Source organism: Pseudomonas sp. B329, from assembly GCF_023127835.1.
GTDB lineage: Bacteria > Pseudomonadota > Gammaproteobacteria > Pseudomonadales > Pseudomonadaceae > Aquipseudomonas > Aquipseudomonas synxantha_A.
This window is the reverse complement of record NZ_SPKP01000059.1, coordinates 7,538-25,717: the sequence shown is the minus strand read 5'-3', so window position 1 is coordinate 25,717 and position 18,180 is coordinate 7,538. Positions and strand designations below refer to the sequence as shown.

Genomic DNA, 18,180 nt, shown 5'->3' with positions numbered 1-18,180 from the left:
GATGGCTGGCGGCCGGCACCCGTGACCCTGGCGAGTAACACGATGGCTGATTTACCGATCAATGACCTTAACGTCGAATCCAACGAGACCCTGATCACACCCGATCAGCTCAAGCGCGAAATCCCCCTGAGCGACGCTGCCCTGCAGACCGTCACCAAGGGTCGCGAAGTCATCCGTGACATTCTCGATGGCACCGACCACCGTCTTTTCGTGGTGATCGGGCCTTGCTCGATCCACGACCTCAAGGCTGCCCACGAATACGCCGAGCGTCTCAAGGTGCTGGCCGCGGAAGTGTCCGACACCCTGTATCTGGTGATGCGCGTCTATTTCGAGAAACCGCGTACCACCGTCGGCTGGAAAGGCTTGATCAACGACCCGTACCTGGACGACTCGTTCAAGATCCAGGACGGCTTGCACATCGGGCGCAAACTGTTGCTGGACCTGGCTGAAATGGGCCTGCCCACTGCCACCGAAGCGCTGGACCCGATCTCCCCGCAGTATCTGCAGGACCTGATCAGCTGGTCGGCCATTGGCGCACGCACCACCGAATCCCAGACCCACCGCGAAATGGCGTCCGGCCTGTCTTCGGCCGTAGGCTTCAAGAATGGTACCGACGGCGGTCTGACCGTGGCGATCAATGCCTTGCAATCGGTCTCCAGCCCTCACCGTTTCCTGGGTATCAACCAGGAAGGTGGCGTCTCCATCGTCACCACCAAGGGCAACGCCTACGGTCACGTAGTGCTGCGCGGTGGCAACGGCAAGCCCAACTACGATTCGGTCAGTGTCGCACTGTGCGAACAGGCGCTGAACAAAGCCAAGATCAAGCCAAACATCATGGTTGACTGCAGCCACGCCAACTCCAACAAGGACCCGGCCTTGCAGCCACTGGTGATGGAAAACGTCGCCAACCAGATCCTGGAAGGCAACCAGTCGATCATCGGCTTGATGGTCGAAAGCCATTTGAACTGGGGTTGCCAGGCAATTCCAAAGGATCTGGCCGATTTGCAGTACGGCGTGTCGATTACCGATGCCTGCATCGACTGGGCGGCTACCGAAAACACCCTGCGCAGCATGCACGCCAAGCTCAAGGACGTGTTGCCCAAGCGCAAACGCAGCTGAACCACGCATTTTTCTGGATCAGACGCACACAAAAACGCCGGGCTAAGCCCGGCGTTTTTATTGGCAACTGGTCAGTTACAGCTTTGCGGCATGGCGCTGGTGGCGCTCCATGTAGCGTTCGACATACGAGCACGACGGGATCACCGTGTAGCCGGCCTCTTCGGCAAACTTCAAGGCTTCTTCTGTCAACGCGGCGGCAATGCCTCGTCCGCGCAGCGCGTTGGGCACGAACGTGCGATAGATATCCAGCGTCTGCTTCCCGAGGTCCATATAGGTCAGATAGGCACGATGACCGTCCACATTGGTCTCGAACTGATGACCAGCCTGGTCATGGTGGATGGACAACGCCTCGCTCATCACTACTCCTCGCGGGTCTTGAATATTGACCCTACCTTACCGATGTTTTTCCGGCGAAGGAACATCTACGCCACCCCGTGCCGGTTTCGACAACGAGAAAACCCTGAGCGCTCACAGCCAGCACGTAGGGAATAGTAGGCACCAATCCTGCAATTGCTCAAGGCGCACTCATCATTCCCTGCCCCGGCTGGATATATAGAAAGGGCCTCGATCAACCGTTGACCGATAGCCTGAACATTGCCGGCAGTTGAAGCTTGAGACGAACTGCCGCTCTTAAAGTCACCTCTAGATGCGCAAAAGATGCCAGCCGGAGTAAAGCCGATGGCAACGAAAGTGCCCGCTTCGATATATAAATTTTCATCTGTTTACAAGGCTTAACACATGCGGGCCGGCCCTTTCAGCCTGGATCCAATGTCGATCGAGATGAAAAAAATTGGACAGTTTTCATACAAACCTTCAAAAGGTTAGCCAAAATAGATTCGGCACAGGAATTTTTTTTGCTTCTTGCGCAACGTCAGTTTACTTACTACAAGTAATGGGTAGTATGTACGCCGGCTATTAGCTCACTCTGAGCAAGTAGCCATCTAATTGAAAGTCCTTGAAGGGGAACACGATGAACAACGTTCTGAAATTCTCTGCTCTGGCTCTGGCCGCAGTTCTGGCTACCGGTTGCAGCAGCGTCTCCAAAGAAACCGAAGCTCGTCTGACTGCAACTGAAGACGCAGCAGCTCGCTCCCAGGCTCGTGCAGACGAAGCCTACCGTAAAGCTGATGAAGCTCTGGCTGCTGCTCAAAAAGCACAACAGACTGCTGACGAAGCTAACGAGCGCGCTCTGCGCATGCTTGAGAAAGCAAGCCGCAAGTAATAATCCTTCGGGGTTGTTATCAAGCCGATCCATTTATGGGTCGGCTTTTTTTTGCCTCGCGCTTGACGCGCCTACAGGTCGGCCGGCGTGCTGGAGGCCACCGGCGCCGCGCCCGGCACGCCAATCTCGGTCGGCAAACCATCCTCGGCCGCGACCACATCACGCACCTGGTCCCAGTTCACGCGCAGGTTGTTGGACAGGTCTTCACGCTTGAGCAACGCGTTGATGACCGCCGTGTGCTTGTCGACCACCGAAGGCGTGCCGTCATCGTTCAACGGGGTATGAGCTTCAAGGTAGACCTTGCCACCACTGCTGCCGAACTTGTAGGCGTCGTTGATAATGCGTACCGAGGTGCCCACCGGCACCATGCCGGCCATTTCCAGTACGTTGTTATTGAACATGCGGAAACAGCCGTGGCTGGTACGCGTGCCGATACCAAATTTCATGTTGGAGCCATGGATCAGGTAACCCGGCGTGCCCAGCGTGAACTTGAACGGCCCCAGCGGGTTATCCGGACCGGCAGGCACCACGTTGGGCAGCGGGTCACCGTTGGCGGCGTGCTCGGCCTTGATCGAGGCCGGTGGCGTCCAGGTCGGGTTCGGCGTTTTGGCGATGATACTGGTGTGGGCGATCGGCGAGCCCCAGCCTTCACGGCCGATGCCCAGCGGGAAGGTGTAGACGACGTCCTGGCCCTTTGGATAATAGTAGAGCCGGTACTCGGCCAAATTGATCACAATGCCTTCCCGTGGCCCCGGCGGCAGGATAAAACGTGTCGGCAGCACAATATCGGTGCCCGCGCCCGGCAGCCAGGCATCGACGCCGGGGTTGGCCGCAACCATTTCCGAGTAGCCCAGGTCGTACGTGGTGCCCAGGTCGGCAAAGGTATCTTCGTACTTGGCCTTGATGACCTGGACCTGACCGACAATGTCCTCGCCTGGCGGCGGCAGGGGCAACTGCAAGGCTGCCGCCGAACCGGCCGCACAAAGCGCAGCGAGAGACAGGCAGCAGGTGACGACGGAAAGGCGCGACAACATCCGGAAAATCCTTCGCAAGACGACGGGTAGGGAAAAATTGATTGTATACGGCTTCGCAGCGCCAGGCTTCAAGCTGTTTTATAGCTCGAACCGCAGCTCCGGCCAGATCGGCGGCGTGCCGCGCTTTTGCGATTCCAGAATCGCCCGGCACAACGGGCACAGGCGCTGATCCTGGAAGATCGAGCGATTCACCGACGACCAGCGTGGCTGCGCCGGCAATAAAGTGCCACAGAGCGTGCGGTCGATCGAGCCGCCCAACTCCAATTGACGCGCCACCAGATGCACCCGAACTTCCTGACAGGCGAACAGATCCAGCTGCTCGTCCGGCTCGATCAGTTGGTAGTTAAACAGGGACCAGGCAGGGCGCGACATCGAGGGCTCCAAATCAGGGGGGCGCCACCTTAGCCGAAAGCCTGCCGGTAGAAAAGCGTCATAACAGCGGTTTTAGCGCCGGCCAGACATTTTCCAGCAACTTGCCTTGGGCCGCGACCGCCGGGTGCAATTGATCAGCCTGCATCAGCTCTGGATGACCGCCCACCCCCTCAAGGAAAAACGGCACCAGGGGAATGTCATTTTCCTTGGCCAACTCACCATAGACTTGTGCAAATGCGGTGGTGTATCGAGGCCCGTAATTGGGTGGCAACTGCATACCCAGCAGCAGCACCTTGGCACCGCCAGCCTTGGACTGGTCAATCATCGACGCAAGATTTTGTTTCAATTGCGCCGGCGGCTGCCCGCGCAAGCCATCATTGCCCCCAAGTTCGATAACCACTACGTCAGGCTTATGCTCTGCAAGCGCCGCAGGCAGGCGTGCGAGGCCACCCGCACTGGTGTCGCCACTGAGGGATGCGTTGACCACTTTGTCGTCAAAACCCTCCTGCTTGAGCCGTTGCTCCAGCAGCGCAACCCACCCTTTGCGGGTATCCAGGCCGAAACCGGCACTGATACTATCGCCAACGATCAGGACTGTACCCGCCGCTGCGTTCTGGGCCATGCACATCAAGGCCAGGCCAGCACTCAAAAACCACATTCGCATCGGATTCTCCATGGGCGCAAGCATTCTCACCGCGCGAAACCTTAGCAAAGTGGTTCCCAGCGCGGAAGGTGAACTGACTATCCTGCACGAACTGAGCCTGGAACTGAACAAGGGCGATAGCCTGGCTATCGTCGGCAGCTCCGGTTCCGGTAAATCCACCCTGCTGGGCCTGCTGGCCGGCCTCGACCTGCCCAGCAGCGGCGAAGTCACTCTGGCGGGGCAAGCCTTGAGCACGCTTGACGAAGACCAGCGTGCACGCATCCGTGCCGAACATGTGGGTTTCGTCTTTCAATCCTTCCAACTGCTCGACAGCCTCAACGCACTGGAAAACGTGATGCTGCCGCTGGAGCTGGACGGCCGCAAGGACGCCCGCGAGCGTGCCCGGCATCTGTTGGAACGTGTGGGTCTGGGCCAGCGCCTGACCCACTCGCCGCGCCAACTGTCCGGTGGCGAGCAGCAACGGGTCGCCATTGCCCGCGCGTTTGCCGCCGAACCGGACGTGCTGTTTGCCGACGAACCCACCGGCAACCTCGACAGCCATACCGGCGAGCGCATCAGCGACCTGCTGTTCGAGCTCAATAAAGAGAGCGGCACGACCCTGGTACTGGTCACCCATGACGAGCGCCTGGCCCACCGTTGCCGACGCCTGATCCGCCTTGAAGCCGGCCTGATGGTCGCGCCCCTGGAGCCTTGATGGCACGTTTGCCGCTGTTGCGCCTGTTCAGCCTTGCCATGCGCCAGTTACTGCGCGACGCCCGCGCAGGTGAACTGCGCGTGCTGTTCTTTGCCCTGCTGGTGGCCGTGGCGGCCAGCACCGCCATCGGCTACTTCGGCGCGCGCCTCAACGGCGCCATGCTGTTGCGTGCCACCGAGTTCCTCGGCGCCGACCTGGTGCTCGAAGGCAGCTCACCTGCCCGCCCCGAGCAAATCAGGTCCGGGGCCGAACTGGGCCTGGATCACGCCCGCATCGTGGAGTTCTCCAGCGTTATCGCCACGGACAATGGCATTCAGCTTTCCAGTATCAAGGCCGTCAACGAGCAGTACCCCTTGCGCGGCGAGTTGAAAAGCAGCGCCGAGCCCTTCGGTACGCAAACGCAGGGCGGCGGCCCCAAACCCGGTGAAGCCTGGGTGGAAGCAAGGCTGCTGACCGCGCTGGACCTGAAAGTCGGCGACAGCATCGATGTCGGCATGAAGACCCTGCGCCTGGCGCGTATCCTGACGTATGAGCCCGACCGGGCCGGCAACTTCTACAGCCTCACGCCCAGGGTGATGATCAACCTGACCGACTTGGACGCCACCGGAGTAGTCCAGCCAGGTAGCCGTGTGAGTTACCGCGAACTGTGGCGCGCCCCGCAAGGCAGCACGGCGCTGCAAACCTATCGCGACTTGATCAAGCCTGGCCTTGCCGCCAACCAGCGACTGCAGGACTCGCGCGATGGCAACCAGCAGATCGGCGGCGCCCTGGGCAAGGCCGAGCGCTACCTGAACATGGCCAGCCTGGTGGCCGTGCTGCTGGCCGGCGTAGCCGTGGCACTGTCGGCCAATCGATTCGCCAGTCGTCGTTTCGATGCCAGCGCGTTGTTGCGCTGCCTGGGATTGTCACGACGTGAAGCCATGTTGCTGTTCAGCCTGCAACTGAGCGTACTGGGCTTGCTGGCAAGCCTGGTCGGCGCCCTGCTCGGCTGGCTGGCGCAATTTGGTTTGTTCTATTTCCTCCACGACCTGCTGCCCGCCGATGTGCCGCCGGGCGGATTGCTGCCGGCCGTCGCGGGGATCGGCACCGGGCTGGTCGCCCTCGCAGGCTTCGCCCTCCCACCACTGGCGGCACTGGGGCGCGTACCGCCGCTGCGGGTATTGCGCCGCGATTTGCTGCCCATCCCCTCAAGCACCTGGATGGTCTACGGCGCGGCGCTGTTTGCCTTGGGCCTGATCATGTGGCGCCTGAGCCTGGACCTGGTATTGACCTTCGCTCTGCTGGGCGGCGGCGTGGTCGCGGCATTGATCCTTGGCGGCTTGTTGCTGCTGATGTTGCAAAGCCTGCGACGCCTATTGGCTCGCGCCTCCTTGCCCTGGCGCCTGGGCCTGGGCCAATTGCTGCGCCACCCGCTGGCGGCGGCAGGCCAATCCCTGGCCTTTGGCCTGATTCTGCTGTCCATGGGATTGATCGCACTGTTGCGGGGCGAATTGCTCGACACCTGGCAAAATCAACTGCCCAAAGACGCGCCCAACTACTTCGCATTGAATATCCTGCCGGCCGACAAGGACACCTTTGGCGCCCGCCTGCTGGAAGTACAGGCGCAAGCGGCACCGTTGTATCCGGTAGTGCCGGGGCGATTGATCAGCATCAACGGCGAACCCGTGCAAGAGATTGTCAGCAAGGACTCCAGTGGCGACCGTGCGATTCAACGCGATCTGAGCCTGACCTGGGCTGCCGATTTACCTCCGGGTAACGCCCTGACGGCAGGCGCCTGGTGGTCGGCGCAACCAAGCGATGAGATTCCTGGCGTGTCGGTGGAAGCCAAGGTGGCCGAGAGCCTGAAACTCAAGCTCAACGACCATTTGCTGTTCACCATCGGCGGGGAAAACCGCGAGGCACGGGTCACCAGCCTGCGGACCATCAACTGGGATAATTTCCAGCCTAACTTCTTCATGATCTTCCAGCCCGGCACCTTGAAAGACTTACCCGCGACCTACCTGACCAGTTTCTACCTGGCACCCGGTCACGACCAACAGATCGTCGATCTTGCACGGGCCTTCCCGGCTGTCACTATCCTGCAGGTCGAAGCGTTGCTGGAGCAGTTGCGCAGCATCCTTGCCCAAGTGACACTGGCGGTGGAGTACGTGCTGTTGTTTGTGTTGGCGGCGGGCATGGCGGTGTTGTTCTCCGGCTTGCAGGCCACTCTGGACGAACGCATCCGCCAGGGAGCCTTGCTGCGAGCCCTGGGTGCCGAGCGCAAATTGCTGATCAAGGCGCGACGCATTGAGTTCGGCCTGCTGGGTGCCGTCAGTGGCCTGCTGGCGGCATTGGGCACCGAACTGGTGACGTGGGTGCTGTACCGCTACGCCTTTGACCTGGCGTGGCACCCCCACCCGTGGCTGCTACTGCTACCCGTGATCGGGGCCGTGCTGATCGGCGCTGCCGGGGTATTCGGCACGCGTCGCGCACTGAATGCCAGCCCGCTGACCGTATTGCGCGAAGGCTGAGACCTGGCTGGCCCGTGCTCGGTTCAGAGCACGGGCCATTATGCCTGCTTCACATATTCAATCTTGGTGATCCACCAGCACACCTCGCCGCCTGGGGTGTGCACGATTGCCTCATCGTCCACCTCCTTGCGCAGCAGAGCCCGTGCCATGGGCGAGTCGATGGAGATGTAATCCATTCGGTCATAAATCTCGTCATAACCCACGATACGAAAACGCTTGGTGTCACCCTGTTCGTTTTCGATTTCGACCCATGCGCCGAAAAACACCTTGCCCTCCTGCTCGGGCATGTATTCCACCACGCGCATATCTTCCAGGCGTTTACGCAGGTAGCGCACCCGCCGGTCGATCTCCCGCAACAGTTTCTTGTTGTACTGGTAGTCCGCGTTTTCACTGCGATCGCCCAGGGAGGCCGCCCAAGTCACTTTGCGCGTGGTGTCCGGACGCTTTTCCCGCCACAGGTAATCCAACTCTTTTTTAAGCGCTTCATGGCCTTCTTTGGTAATCAGCTTGGTACTCAAACGCTTGCATCCCCAGGCAGTGTCCAATGGTGCCAAATACGCCAGGCATCATGCCCAGGCGTTGGCTGGCTGGGGGTGATGATAAATGAACCTGGGCGGCGAGCCCATCGGCTTATCCCTGGCCATCCAGGACCTGATCCAGGCCAAAGAGCGTCCCGTGCAGATGCTGGCGCACTCCTGACAGCTGCGACATCATCATCGCCAGCTTTTCCGCCTTTTGGTTGACCTCTGATTGCTGATCCTGCAATTGAGTATGACGCTGCTCCAGCTCTCGGTGTTTTTCGTCCAATTGGCTTTGCTGCTCTTGCAGCCGCATCTGCCACTGCTCAAGTTGCTCTTCCTTTTCGAGGACAGCGCGTTTTTTTTGCGTCAGCTCCTGAGCGACCTTGGCGAGATTGCTCAGGGTGCTATCCATCTCAAGCAAAGACTCTTGCTCCAGCGGCGCAGGCTCCTCAAACGGTGGGACTTCAGGCTGTTCAACCTGAAAAGGCACCTTAACTGCCTCAGCGGGCGCCTGCGGCATCTGCACAAACGATGGCACCGGTTCTTCCACGATATCTTCCACCACAGGCTGTGGCGCAATCCTGGGTGGGGTTGGGTTGCGTGGCGGTGCAACCATTTGCGATGAGAAGCGGATCGACGGCACGATCACCGTACTACTTTCGATGGCAGGCAGCGCAGGGGCTGACATGCCCAGGGTAATCACCTTCATCACCAACGCTTTCTTGATGATCACCGAATGGTGATCCTCGGGTCGGGCAGGCGGCAACCTGCACCCCTTCAGGTCAATGAAATGGAACGGAACCTGGGGCTCGGCAGCCGGAATCGCCTTGGAGCCTGGTGCGGCCGCCTGCGTCAGAACCTGCTTGAAGACCTGCATCGCCACCTGCAAATCCTCCTTCGAATCAACGCCGCCCAGGAAATAGCGTTCAAGCTTTTTACGCAGAACCGCGATGTAGACCCTGGAATGACCAGGTTCGGCTTCTTCATCGAGGCTATACACAAGAAAGTTAGAAGCGGTTTGGGCGACAGCAAACCCACAGAGCAGCGCACCGTTTACAGGTGCCTGCGCATCGCTGCGCTCAAGAACAAGAGTACGTAGAAGCATCATGGCGATCAGGCCTCGTTACAAAAGAGAAAACCTTATATAAACATCAGATAAACATCCGAACATTAATAAGCCCTCCAAACAAAACAATTGTTTCAGCGAATTATCGAGCCGAACGTAGGATTCTTCTTATAAGTCGCGCCGTGCGTTCCCAACCACAACTAATGAACGTACTCTTTTTAAGGCCCTTCCCTATACAGCGCCGCTTCGCACACGCCCCGAACACTTATTCGGTAACGACATGATCGAGATAAGCAACTTAACAAAACAGCTGGGCAGAACAAGCGCAATTACCAATATTTCCTTCAGTGCGCAGCATCAGGAATGCGTGGGCCTGCTGGGAGAAAGTGGCGCAGGGAAAACGACCTTATTGAACTTGATCGCCGGTACGATCAAACCGACTTCTGGGCAAATCAATATTCTGGGGTTCAATACCCAAACTCATTCACTTCAAGCCAAAAAAGCCATTGGCTATCAACTTCAAGGCGGACTCACCCACCATAGAATGTCCGTCAAAAACATACTTGATTTTATTGCGGCCATTCGTGGTTTGAGGGGCCTGGAAAAGCGCAGCCAGGTAGAGCAGGTAGCCGCACGGCTGGACCTGATGCCCGTGCTCGACTGCCCCGCCGACATACTGCCCCCTGATTTGAAGCGCAGAGTTGCATTGGCCCAGGCTTTAGTCCACTCCCCAAGCCTGCTCCTGCTCGATGAACCCACGCAGGGGCTATGCCCTGATCAAAGGCTCAAGTTCAGCGCACTCATCAAGTCCCTGACCGAGGACATGACGGTCGTTATCGCCTCCCGCCAGTACCACGAACTGACGGACATGTGCACCCGTGCCCTGGTCATCGCCGGTGGCCGCCTGGCCGCCGATGCTTCGCTGGCGGATCTGCAGCGCAGTTCCCGGCATTTCCAGGCGGTGACCCTGGCATCAGACAGCCCCTTGGACTTACTCGCACTTGCCGTATTACCCGGTGTCGCGGGCATCGAGGAGGACCGACATGCACAGGGCAAGGTGACTGTCCTGGCCATGCCCGGGCACTCCATCTTCCCCTCGATTAACGCGCTTATCGCACATCGCGGCTGGAACATAACGTCTTTGAGCCTGGAGCCGGGTCGCCTGGGCGATGTCGTTCACCATCTGAGCCAGGAGATACCTGCTTGAGACTGCTACCTGTTATTTTCAAGCGTCAACTCGCCAGTTATGCCTGCTCACCAAGCACTTACCTGAGTGTGGCGGTTTTCCTCGTGCTGTGTGCGACATTGGGATTGGACACCCAGCAATGGATGGAGCGAAACAGCAGCGATTTGCAAGCTTTCTTCGAACTGCACCCCTGGCTTTATCTATTGTTGGTCCCCATTTTATCGACGCAGTTGTGGTCGGATGAATACAACAGCAGCTTTTGCGACACGCTGAAATCCTTGCCTGTCACCGCCACTGAACAGGTGGTCGGAAAATTCATGGCAGCCTGGACCGTCTGCGCCATTGCCTTAATGTTTATTTTCCCTTTGGTGATCGCGGTCAACTATTTGGGCACACCGGATAATGCCGTTATCGCGTCACAATTCCTGGCCAGTTGGTTGTTGGCCGGAAGTTATCTCTCGGTGGGCTGCTTCATCTGTGTACTTGCCAAGCAACGCATCATTATTTTCCTGCTCACACTGGGCTTATTGCTGATTGCCAGCGCGCTTTCCTCAATGCTGGATGCACTTGATAGCCAGACACCCATTTGGATTATCGACAGCCTGATGTCCCTTGACCCTATTGCTCGCTTTAGCACGATGGATAACGGCAAACTGACACTGCATGACGGCTTTTACTTTATAAGTATGATCCTGGCTTTTCTCTTTGCGACGACCATCACACTCAACTACAAGAACAGCTGAGAAGGAAAGCCACTGATGGGATCCGCTCTTCGTGCGGGTATGACCTTACTTGTCATATCGCTACTGTTTCTGGCCTTCAATCTGGTCTGGGTACCGAAACTACCCAATATCCGCTGGGACTTTTCACACACACAAATCCATACCTTATCGTCATCAACGCGCCAACTGCTGACAACACTTGAAACCCCACTGGACCTGTATTACTTCAATGCTATCAATGCCCCTCAACGGAGCCAGGCAGTGAGTCGTTACGGCCGTCGCGTTGAAGACATGCTCAAGGAAGTCGAAAAAGCGGCCAACGGCATGATCAATCTACATGTCATCAACCCAACGCCTTTTTCAGAAGACGCTTACAAAGCCGGTTTGTTTGGCCTGGATGACACGCAAGGATTCCTAGGCCTTATTGGCACCCGTGCCGGACATAGCGCGCAACGCATTGACCTGTTCAGTCCTGAGCATGAGTCATTGCTTGAATATGAAATCAGCCACCTGCTCCACAAACTCATGCACCCTGAACGTCCCACTATCGGCCTGCTGTCGGGACTGGCGCTACATGAACCTGCCGGCGAACTACTGGAACAGATGCGCGAACAATTCAACGTGGTGGAACTGGCATCGACCATCGCTCAAGTGCCGTCATCGATAAGTACATTGATGGTCGTACAGCCCGGTGCCCTGCCCGAGCAGGCTCTGTATGCCATTGAGCAAGCGGTAATGAGAGGCGCAACGCTGATGGCCTTTATCGACCCGGTGAGCGAGATAGCTGCGCAAGCCATAACGACCAACGCCAGGCTGGATGCGCTGCTCACTGCATGGGGTATACAAATGCCTGCGGACAAGCTGTTGGTCGATAATATTTACGCCTCATCGGCTACGCCCGGCCCCGGAATGCCAAAGGTACTGCACCCAGCCAGGCTGGAACTTCCACGGCAGGCAATGAACCCGACAGACCTGAGCACCTGGAACCTGGATGCCGTGACCGTGTCCAGCAGCGGCGCCCTCTCCCTGTCCAACAAAAATCGTACGCTGCTGACCCCCTTGCTACAGAGCTCCCGGCAGTCCGCACTGCTGGATGCAGGGCGCTTTGCTTCTGCGACCACGTTCGACTCACTCATCGATGAAACCGCCACGACAGGAGAGCGCCACGTGATTGCCGCCCGCGTTGAGGGCCCCGCTTATTCAGTGTTTCCCGACGGCCTCAAGGGCCAGCCACCGGGGATGCAACATGCCGAGCAGATCCAGGTGGTGGTCGTGGCCGACACTGACGTACTCGCGGACGCTGTCAGCAACGCTCAGCCCAACGGTAATGCGCAATTTGTATTGAATACCCTGGATAACCTGGCAGTTCCGGAGATACTCAGGCGCATCCGACCGCGCGTCATCACCCAGCCACTGCACAGGCTCGAACACATGCGCGAAGAAGCCGCACAGGCTTATCGCAAAAGTGCGGTTGAACTGGAGCGACGACAAGAGCTCACAGAGCAAGCATGGCAAAGGCTGAATCCAGGGCACGCAAGCCTGGTCACACAGGCCGTGGATACCAACACCCAGTTGCAGGCACTCAACAAGGAACGCCTGCAATTGCCCATCGAGTTGCATGCACTCAAAGCCCAGGCATACGCGCCCTTGCAGCGTTTCGAGCGATACCTTAAAGGGCTGATGATCGCCACGATGCCGTTACTGTTATGCCTGATTGCCTGGGGACTTTCCCTCCACCAACGTCGACGCCGATCAGCCGCGCCAGCGGTCTATGACTGACGGCTCAACGCCGCGCAATCAACCCCTGGCGGGCAATACGCGTCAGTTGGTGAATCACTTCATGGGCGTCGCCGGCATTGGGCGCCTGGATCACTGCAAGGTCGAAACTATTGCTGGCAAAACGAGCCAGGGATTCGCCGTCCTCGACAAACTGGATCAGGAACGCCGAGGGCCGACCGCTACGGCGTGGCCAGCCGTCCAGATAACGCAGGAGCGTCGGCTGGTGTTTACCACCCAGGAGGATTTTCGGATTGCGTTGAGTCAGGTCCGCGGTAATCGGGGCCAGGCGTATGAGAGGGCGTGGTGCATTCATCGTGTCGTGTCTCTGCCTCAAAAGTCTGCGGGCAGGTGAGAGGCAACACCGAACCAGCGCTTTAGCGGTATTTCGAAGAGCGCCCTGGGTGAGGATACGGACTTCTATCGGGCTGCATTGAGTCCCAGTGGCGCCCCGCAATTAGCTGTTTAAATCGGCGCATGAACAGCATCCTAGAGAAGCCGGTGGGGCAGTGTCAAGAATCCCGAGCAACGAAAAGGCCCGCAGATGCGGGCCTTTTCCGGGACATGCAAACAGATCAGTCAGTGATGGCGCGATCAACCGACAGTTTGCCCGCACCTTCGAGCAATACCGCCAGCGCCCCGCCGAGCAAAGCCAAAGCAAATTCATACCCGTTGTTGGCCATGAACAAGCCGTTATGGATATGCACCGAGAAGATCGCAACCAGCGTGAGGAAGGTCAGGCCCAATGCTGCCGGGCGAGCGAGCAAACCAATGATCAGGGCCAGGCCGGCGAAAAACTCGGTACCGCCCGACAACACTGCCATCAGGGTACCCGGCGTCAGGCCGAGGCTTTCCATGAATTGGGCAGTACCCGCCAGGCCGCCGCCGCCAAACCAGCCGAACAGTTTTTGCGAACCGTGAGCGGCAAAGATGATGCCGACGAAGATGCGCAGGATAGTCAGGCCGTAACCGGCGCGGGTGGACAGGACGCGTGTAATCATTGGGCTCATTTAAGTAAATCCTTTTCCAGGTAGGGGTTGGTTGGCCGCTATATTAATCAGTTTAAACAATGACAAAAGCGCAAATATTGCCTAATTAATATCGATAAATTTGATTATTTGCGTAAGGCAATTTTTGCTGCAGGCGGCTCCAGGGACTCTCGCTCCCGGTCGAACGCCAAGTAATACTTGTTGACGCTATTAACATAGCTGACGCCGCCCATCCCCACCTGCTCCATGGCGATGCGTTCAACCTGGAAGAACCATTGATTGGGGTTCAGCCCGCGGCGCCTGGCCTCGGTGCGCATCCCCTGGACCCGCTCCGGGCCCATGTTGTAGGCCGCCAGCACAAAAGCCATGCGCTCGCGCTCGTTGAGCTTGGGGCTGGAGAAAAATTTACGCCGGATCAACGCCAGGTAACGTGCGCCAGCTTGCACATTGCTATCGAGACTCTCGATGTTGTTGACCCCCACCCGTTGCGCCGCCGAAGGCGTGATTTGCATCAGGCCGGTCGGGCCGCCGCTATTGCGTGCGCCTGGGTCCAGGGAGGACTCCTTGAATGCCAACGCCGCCAGGTTCAGCCAGTCCATCCCTTGCTCGCGCGCATGTTTTTGCAGGACCGGGCGCAGTTTTTCCAGACGCTGGCGGTCGGCGCGCGCCAGCGGGTTGCGCACCTGATAGAGGCGTCGGTAGATACGCTGGAACGCCACGTCCTGATCGGCAGGGGTTCGATAGGTCTTGAGAAATCGGTCAATGCTGGCGCGCAGCATCGAAGCGTCCTGGCGCACGAACCAGAACTCGTCACCCGGTTCGCTGATTACCACCTGCTTGTCAAAGCGCAGCTTGGGCAGGATTTTCGACCAGCGCTCGGCAATCGGTTTTTCAACGATCGTCAGGTGAAAAATCCCGGCCTGCACCATCTCCAGTACATCCTCTACCGCCAGGCTAGGGTCAACCCACTCCACCTTCACCGGCGCTCGTTTGTGCAGCGCCAGTTTCTGATTGACCTGACTGATGGCATCCGCCGCCGCACTGCCGGTGGTCAGCGTCAACGTGCGACCAGATAATTGCTCCAACTTGGTAAATCGTCGCTCTCCCTTGACGCCGACCAGCCACAACGGCACATCGCTGACAATCGGCTCGCTGGCGCTGATTTTGTGTATGGCCTTCACATCCAGCAACTCGCCGGGCGCCACCAGGTCGCCTTCGCCACGGGCCAACGCGCCGAGTAACTGGTCCTTGGCCTTGGGGATGATCTTGAGGTTGATTTCCTGGCCATCGCGGGCGTGACCGTTGAGGTACTGTTCGAAGGCACGCAACCGATGGTATTCGACGCCGATGGCCTGGCCCTGCACTTCACCGGAGCTGTTGCGGCTCTGGTTGACCAGTACGCGCAGGGTGCGACTGGAACGAATTTGCGCCAGGTCACGCACCTTGCCAGGCTTGGTGACTTCCAACGGCCCGTCCAGACGTGCGACCGCCGCCATGGGCAGTAGCAACGTCAGGCACAACATAAGCAACGCCGAGGGTCGGATCATCCGCTCTCCGGAAAGAATACTGGCCAGCGCCTTCGCGAATAACAAAGTGCTGGAGGTCAGAAACAGAGCGCTCTATGCGCTGGCAAGGCGCGCAACGGCGACACAGTGACAGGCAACTGGCCAACCACAATGTCGCTTGCGACGTTCAAAGACAGCGATAACGCGTTGTAGTTCTTGGTTTTTCTTATAAATCTACAGCTCTGATATGCTTTCCGGCCGCAGGCGGAGATAGCACCATGCAACTCATTGATATCGGCGTCAACCTGACCAACCCCAGTTTCGACGAGAGGCACCAGGCTGTCCTCGAACGCGCCTACGCCGCTGGCGTGCAGCAATTGGTGCTCACCGGCACCAGCATCGAGGGCAGTGAACAGGCCCTGGAGCTGTGTGCAAAACTTGATGAAAGCGGCCAGCGCTTGTTCAGTACCTCTGGCATCCACCCTCACTCTGCCAGCGACTGGAACGGCGACAGTGCACAGCGCCTGCGTAGCCTGTTGGGAGAAAGTCGGGTGCGTGCCGTGGGCGAGTGCGGGCTGGATTTCAACCGCGACTTCTCCCCTCGCCCCCAGCAGGAAAAAGTCCTCGAACACCACCTGGCCCTGGCCGTCGAGCTGAAACTGCCGGTGTTTCTCCACGAGCGCGACGCCAACCAGCGCCTGCTGGAGATCCTCAAAGACTACCGCGACCACCTGCCCGCCGCCGTGGTGCACTGCTTCACCGGTGAACAAGCGGCGCTGTTCAGCTACCTGGACCTGGACTTGCATATCGGCATCACCGGCTGGATCTGCGACGAACGCCGTGGGACGCACCTGCATCCGCTGGTCAGGGAAATTCCCAGGGGCCGCCTGATGCTGGAAAGCGACGCGCCGTACCTGCTGCCGCGCACCCTGCGCCCCAAGCCAAAAAACGGTCGCAATGAACCGGCGTACTTGCCCGAAGTCCTGCGCGAAGTGGCCTTGCACCGTCATGAAACCCTCGAAGACCTGGCATTGCACAGCACCGCCTGCGCCCGCCGTTTTTTCGGCTTACCTGATGTGGATTGATGCCGTGCATTGACGCATGTCAAAAACGCTTTTCTGAGTAGCGGCACAATAATGGCACCTTGCCAATACTGTTTCCGCTATCAGAGAAAACCTTCCATGGGTGCCTGGCTTAGCAATATCTCGCTCAAGTACAAATTCTGGGCCGTCAATGCGGTCGCCTTCATTACCACCCTGCTGCTGGTGCTGTACGCGGTACAGCTTGAGCAACAGGCACGCAGCCAGGCATCCCAGGCTTCGGCCCAGGCTCAGGGGCGGTTGCTCAGCGCCTGGCCAGCCGACAAAGCCCTGCCCACCGGCGAGCAATGGCTGGTCTATGCCCAGGGGCAAACCCCACAATTGGGCGACCAGCCTCTTCCAGCCTTGAGTACTGCCAGCGGCTGGGTCGAACTCAATCACATGCCGCTGTTGGGCAAAAACCCACTGATAGGCGCCGAGGTGATCGATCGCGTTGACGGTCAACACGTCGCCGTCCTCGCCTACGCACCCAGCCTTGGCCAAGTGTTCAGCGAGCGCTTCGCCAACTATGCCGTCGCCGTGGCAATCCTGATGCTGGCCATGCTCGGCGCCTCACAACTGTTGATCCGCTTCCTGCTCAGCCAACTCAACACCCTCAAGGACGTGATGCTGCACGTCGAGAAAACCGGCGACCTGTCGGCACGCGTACCCTTGGCCTGCAAGGACGAAGTCGGCCAGATGGCCAGTGCATTCAACGCCATGCAGGCCGGCTACCAGCGCGTGGTCAACACCGTGGCACGCACCGCCCGGCAACTGGATGACGGCGCCGCACGCCTGGCCAGCAGCATGAACGAGGTGCAGCACGGTATGCTCGGCCAGCAGAGCGAAACCGACCAGGCCGCCACCGCCATCAATGAGATGACCGCCACCGTCCACCATATCGCCCAGCACGCCGGCGCTACCCGCGACCTGTCCCAGACCGCCGACACCCTCGCCGGCAGCGGCCAGGAGGTGGTCATCCGCGTACAGCGTTCAATCGCCGGGCTGTCCAACGGCGTACAACAGACCGCCGAAATGATCCAGAAACTGGCCCAGGACAGCCAACAGATCAACGGCGTGGTCGGGGTGATCCACAGCATCGCCGAACAGACCAACCTGCTCGCCCTCAACGCCGCCATCGAAGCCGCCCGCGCCGGGGAAATGGGCCGAGGTTTCGCGGTGGTTGCCGACGAAGTTCGCAACCTGGCCAAGCGCGTGCAAAGCTCTACCGACGAAATCACCCGCATGGTCTCGGCATTGCAAGCCGGTACTCGCGATGCGGTGGACTTTATGCAGGAAAGCTCATTCAAGGCCGACGACTGCGTACAACAAGCCCAGGAAGCTGGCGCCGCACTGGCGCAAATCACCGGTGCCGTGGCGCAGATGCGCGAAAGCAATACTCAGATCGCCGTCGCCGCCGAACAGCAAAGCCATGTGGCCGAAGAGATGAACCGCGCCGTGGTGAGTATTCGCGATGTCACCGAAAACACTGTACAGCAGACCGTGTCGTCGGCGACCACCAGCAATGAACTGGCGACGTTGGCGGGTGAGTTGAGCAAGGCGATTGGGCAGTTGAAGCTGTAAGACTGTTCCACCTGTAATCCGATTCCTACCACCAAGCCTCGGTTTACCTGAAGTTTAGGCGAAACTTCCTCGCCATCTCCGCGAATAACGCCGACTTCTTTTACCCAAGAACCTCTGCAAAGTCCCTCGCCTGATCA

Annotated in this window: 18 protein-coding genes; 9 read left to right on the top strand and 9 right to left on the bottom strand. The window is 58.8% G+C overall.

What is annotated here, in order from left to right; translation table 11 throughout:
• Window positions 1-42 precede the first annotated feature (42 nt).
• A complete protein-coding gene (locus E4P00_RS26120) occupies window positions 43-1,119 on the top strand; it encodes a 3-deoxy-7-phosphoheptulonate synthase (RefSeq protein ID WP_032877137.1) in 1,077 nt (358 codons plus the stop codon).
• A gap of 75 nt (window positions 1,120-1,194) precedes the next feature.
• Here E4P00_RS26120 and E4P00_RS26115 read toward each other — a convergent pair whose 3' ends face one another.
• Window positions 1,195-1,476 carry a GNAT family N-acetyltransferase gene (locus E4P00_RS26115; RefSeq protein WP_003189869.1) on the bottom strand — a complete coding sequence of 94 codons (282 nt, stop codon included), beginning with the start codon at window positions 1,474-1,476 and terminating at the stop codon, window positions 1,195-1,197.
• Between the two features lie 613 nt (window positions 1,477-2,089).
• On the opposite strand from E4P00_RS26115, the gene oprI reads away from it, so the two are divergent.
• Window positions 2,090-2,341 carry an outer membrane lipoprotei OprI gene (gene oprI, locus E4P00_RS26110; RefSeq protein ID WP_003172710.1) on the top strand — a complete coding sequence of 84 codons (252 nt, stop codon included), beginning with the start codon at window positions 2,090-2,092 and terminating at the stop codon, window positions 2,339-2,341.
• A gap of 71 nt (window positions 2,342-2,412) precedes the next feature.
• Here oprI and E4P00_RS26105 read toward each other — a convergent pair whose 3' ends face one another.
• From E4P00_RS26105 to E4P00_RS26095, 3 genes are all read right to left on the bottom strand, one after another.
• Complete coding sequence (locus E4P00_RS26105; RefSeq protein ID WP_078820695.1) at window positions 2,413-3,375, bottom strand: L,D-transpeptidase family protein; 963 nt, start codon at window positions 3,373-3,375, stop codon at window positions 2,413-2,415.
• Between the two features lie 78 nt (window positions 3,376-3,453).
• A complete protein-coding gene (locus E4P00_RS26100; protein ID WP_003189866.1) occupies window positions 3,454-3,747 on the bottom strand; it encodes a hypothetical protein in 294 nt (97 codons plus the stop codon).
• A 58-nt stretch (window positions 3,748-3,805) separates the two neighbouring features.
• A complete protein-coding gene (locus E4P00_RS26095) occupies window positions 3,806-4,411 on the bottom strand; it encodes an arylesterase (protein WP_032877139.1) in 606 nt (201 codons plus the stop codon).
• A gap of 10 nt (window positions 4,412-4,421) precedes the next feature.
• Here E4P00_RS26095 and E4P00_RS26090 point away from each other — a divergent pair, with 10 nt between their 5' ends.
• A complete protein-coding gene (locus E4P00_RS26090; RefSeq protein ID WP_005786391.1) occupies window positions 4,422-5,105 on the top strand; it encodes an ABC transporter ATP-binding protein in 684 nt (227 codons plus the stop codon).
• Window positions 5,105-7,615: an ABC transporter permease gene (locus tag E4P00_RS26085; protein ID WP_032877140.1), complete on the top strand. Its 2,511-nt coding sequence runs from the start codon at window positions 5,105-5,107 to the stop codon at window positions 7,613-7,615. Before E4P00_RS26090 ends, E4P00_RS26085 begins: the two co-directional genes overlap by 1 nt.
• Window positions 7,616-7,653: 38 nt before the next feature.
• Here the strand turns inward: E4P00_RS26085 and greB are convergent, their stop codons facing one another.
• Together greB and E4P00_RS26075 are read right to left on the bottom strand one after the other, a co-directional pair.
• On the bottom strand, window positions 7,654-8,133 hold the full coding sequence (greB, locus tag E4P00_RS26080; protein WP_005786387.1) for a transcription elongation factor GreB: 480 nt from the start codon (window positions 8,131-8,133) through the stop codon (window positions 7,654-7,656).
• Between the two features lie 112 nt (window positions 8,134-8,245).
• The gene (locus E4P00_RS26075; RefSeq protein ID WP_078820694.1) at window positions 8,246-9,244 is read right to left on the bottom strand and encodes a hypothetical protein; all 999 of its coding nucleotides are present in this window, start codon (window positions 9,242-9,244) and stop codon (window positions 8,246-8,248) included.
• Between the two features lie 238 nt (window positions 9,245-9,482).
• On the opposite strand from E4P00_RS26075, the gene E4P00_RS26070 reads away from it, so the two are divergent.
• Genes E4P00_RS26070 through E4P00_RS26060 form a run of 3 tightly spaced genes read left to right on the top strand, consistent with a single transcriptional unit; the run spans window position 9,483 to window position 12,889 of the window.
• A complete protein-coding gene (locus tag E4P00_RS26070; protein ID WP_078820693.1) occupies window positions 9,483-10,409 on the top strand; it encodes an ABC transporter ATP-binding protein in 927 nt (308 codons plus the stop codon).
• Window positions 10,406-11,131 carry an ABC transporter permease gene (locus E4P00_RS26065; RefSeq protein WP_248133332.1) on the top strand — a complete coding sequence of 242 codons (726 nt, stop codon included), beginning with the start codon at window positions 10,406-10,408 and terminating at the stop codon, window positions 11,129-11,131. Before E4P00_RS26070 ends, E4P00_RS26065 begins: the two co-directional genes overlap by 4 nt.
• 15 nt (window positions 11,132-11,146) lie before the next feature.
• The gene (locus tag E4P00_RS26060; protein WP_248133331.1) at window positions 11,147-12,889 is read left to right on the top strand and encodes a Gldg family protein; all 1,743 of its coding nucleotides are present in this window, start codon (window positions 11,147-11,149) and stop codon (window positions 12,887-12,889) included.
• Window positions 12,890-12,893: 4 nt separating this feature from the next.
• On the opposite strand, the gene E4P00_RS26055 is transcribed toward E4P00_RS26060, so the two are convergent.
• The 3 genes from E4P00_RS26055 to E4P00_RS26045 form a co-directional block, all read right to left on the bottom strand.
• Window positions 12,894-13,202 (bottom strand): hypothetical protein, encoded by a 309-nt coding sequence (locus E4P00_RS26055; protein WP_032877145.1) that lies wholly within the window; start codon window positions 13,200-13,202, stop codon window positions 12,894-12,896.
• Window positions 13,203-13,461: 259 nt separating this feature from the next.
• Window positions 13,462-13,896: a DoxX family protein gene (locus E4P00_RS26050; RefSeq protein WP_032877146.1), complete on the bottom strand. Its 435-nt coding sequence runs from the start codon at window positions 13,894-13,896 to the stop codon at window positions 13,462-13,464.
• 104 nt (window positions 13,897-14,000) lie between these two features.
• Window positions 14,001-15,422 (bottom strand): transglycosylase SLT domain-containing protein, encoded by a 1,422-nt coding sequence (locus tag E4P00_RS26045; protein ID WP_248133330.1) that lies wholly within the window; start codon window positions 15,420-15,422, stop codon window positions 14,001-14,003.
• 236 nt (window positions 15,423-15,658) lie between these two features.
• Here E4P00_RS26045 and E4P00_RS26040 point away from each other — a divergent pair, with 236 nt between their 5' ends.
• On the top strand, window positions 15,659-16,465 hold the full coding sequence (locus E4P00_RS26040) for a TatD family hydrolase (RefSeq protein ID WP_248133329.1): 807 nt from the start codon (window positions 15,659-15,661) through the stop codon (window positions 16,463-16,465).
• Window positions 16,466-16,561: 96 nt separating this feature from the next.
• Window positions 16,562-18,043 (top strand): methyl-accepting chemotaxis protein, encoded by a 1,482-nt coding sequence (locus E4P00_RS26035; RefSeq protein WP_148852303.1) that lies wholly within the window; start codon window positions 16,562-16,564, stop codon window positions 18,041-18,043.
• Window positions 18,044-18,180: the final 137 nt, after the last annotated feature.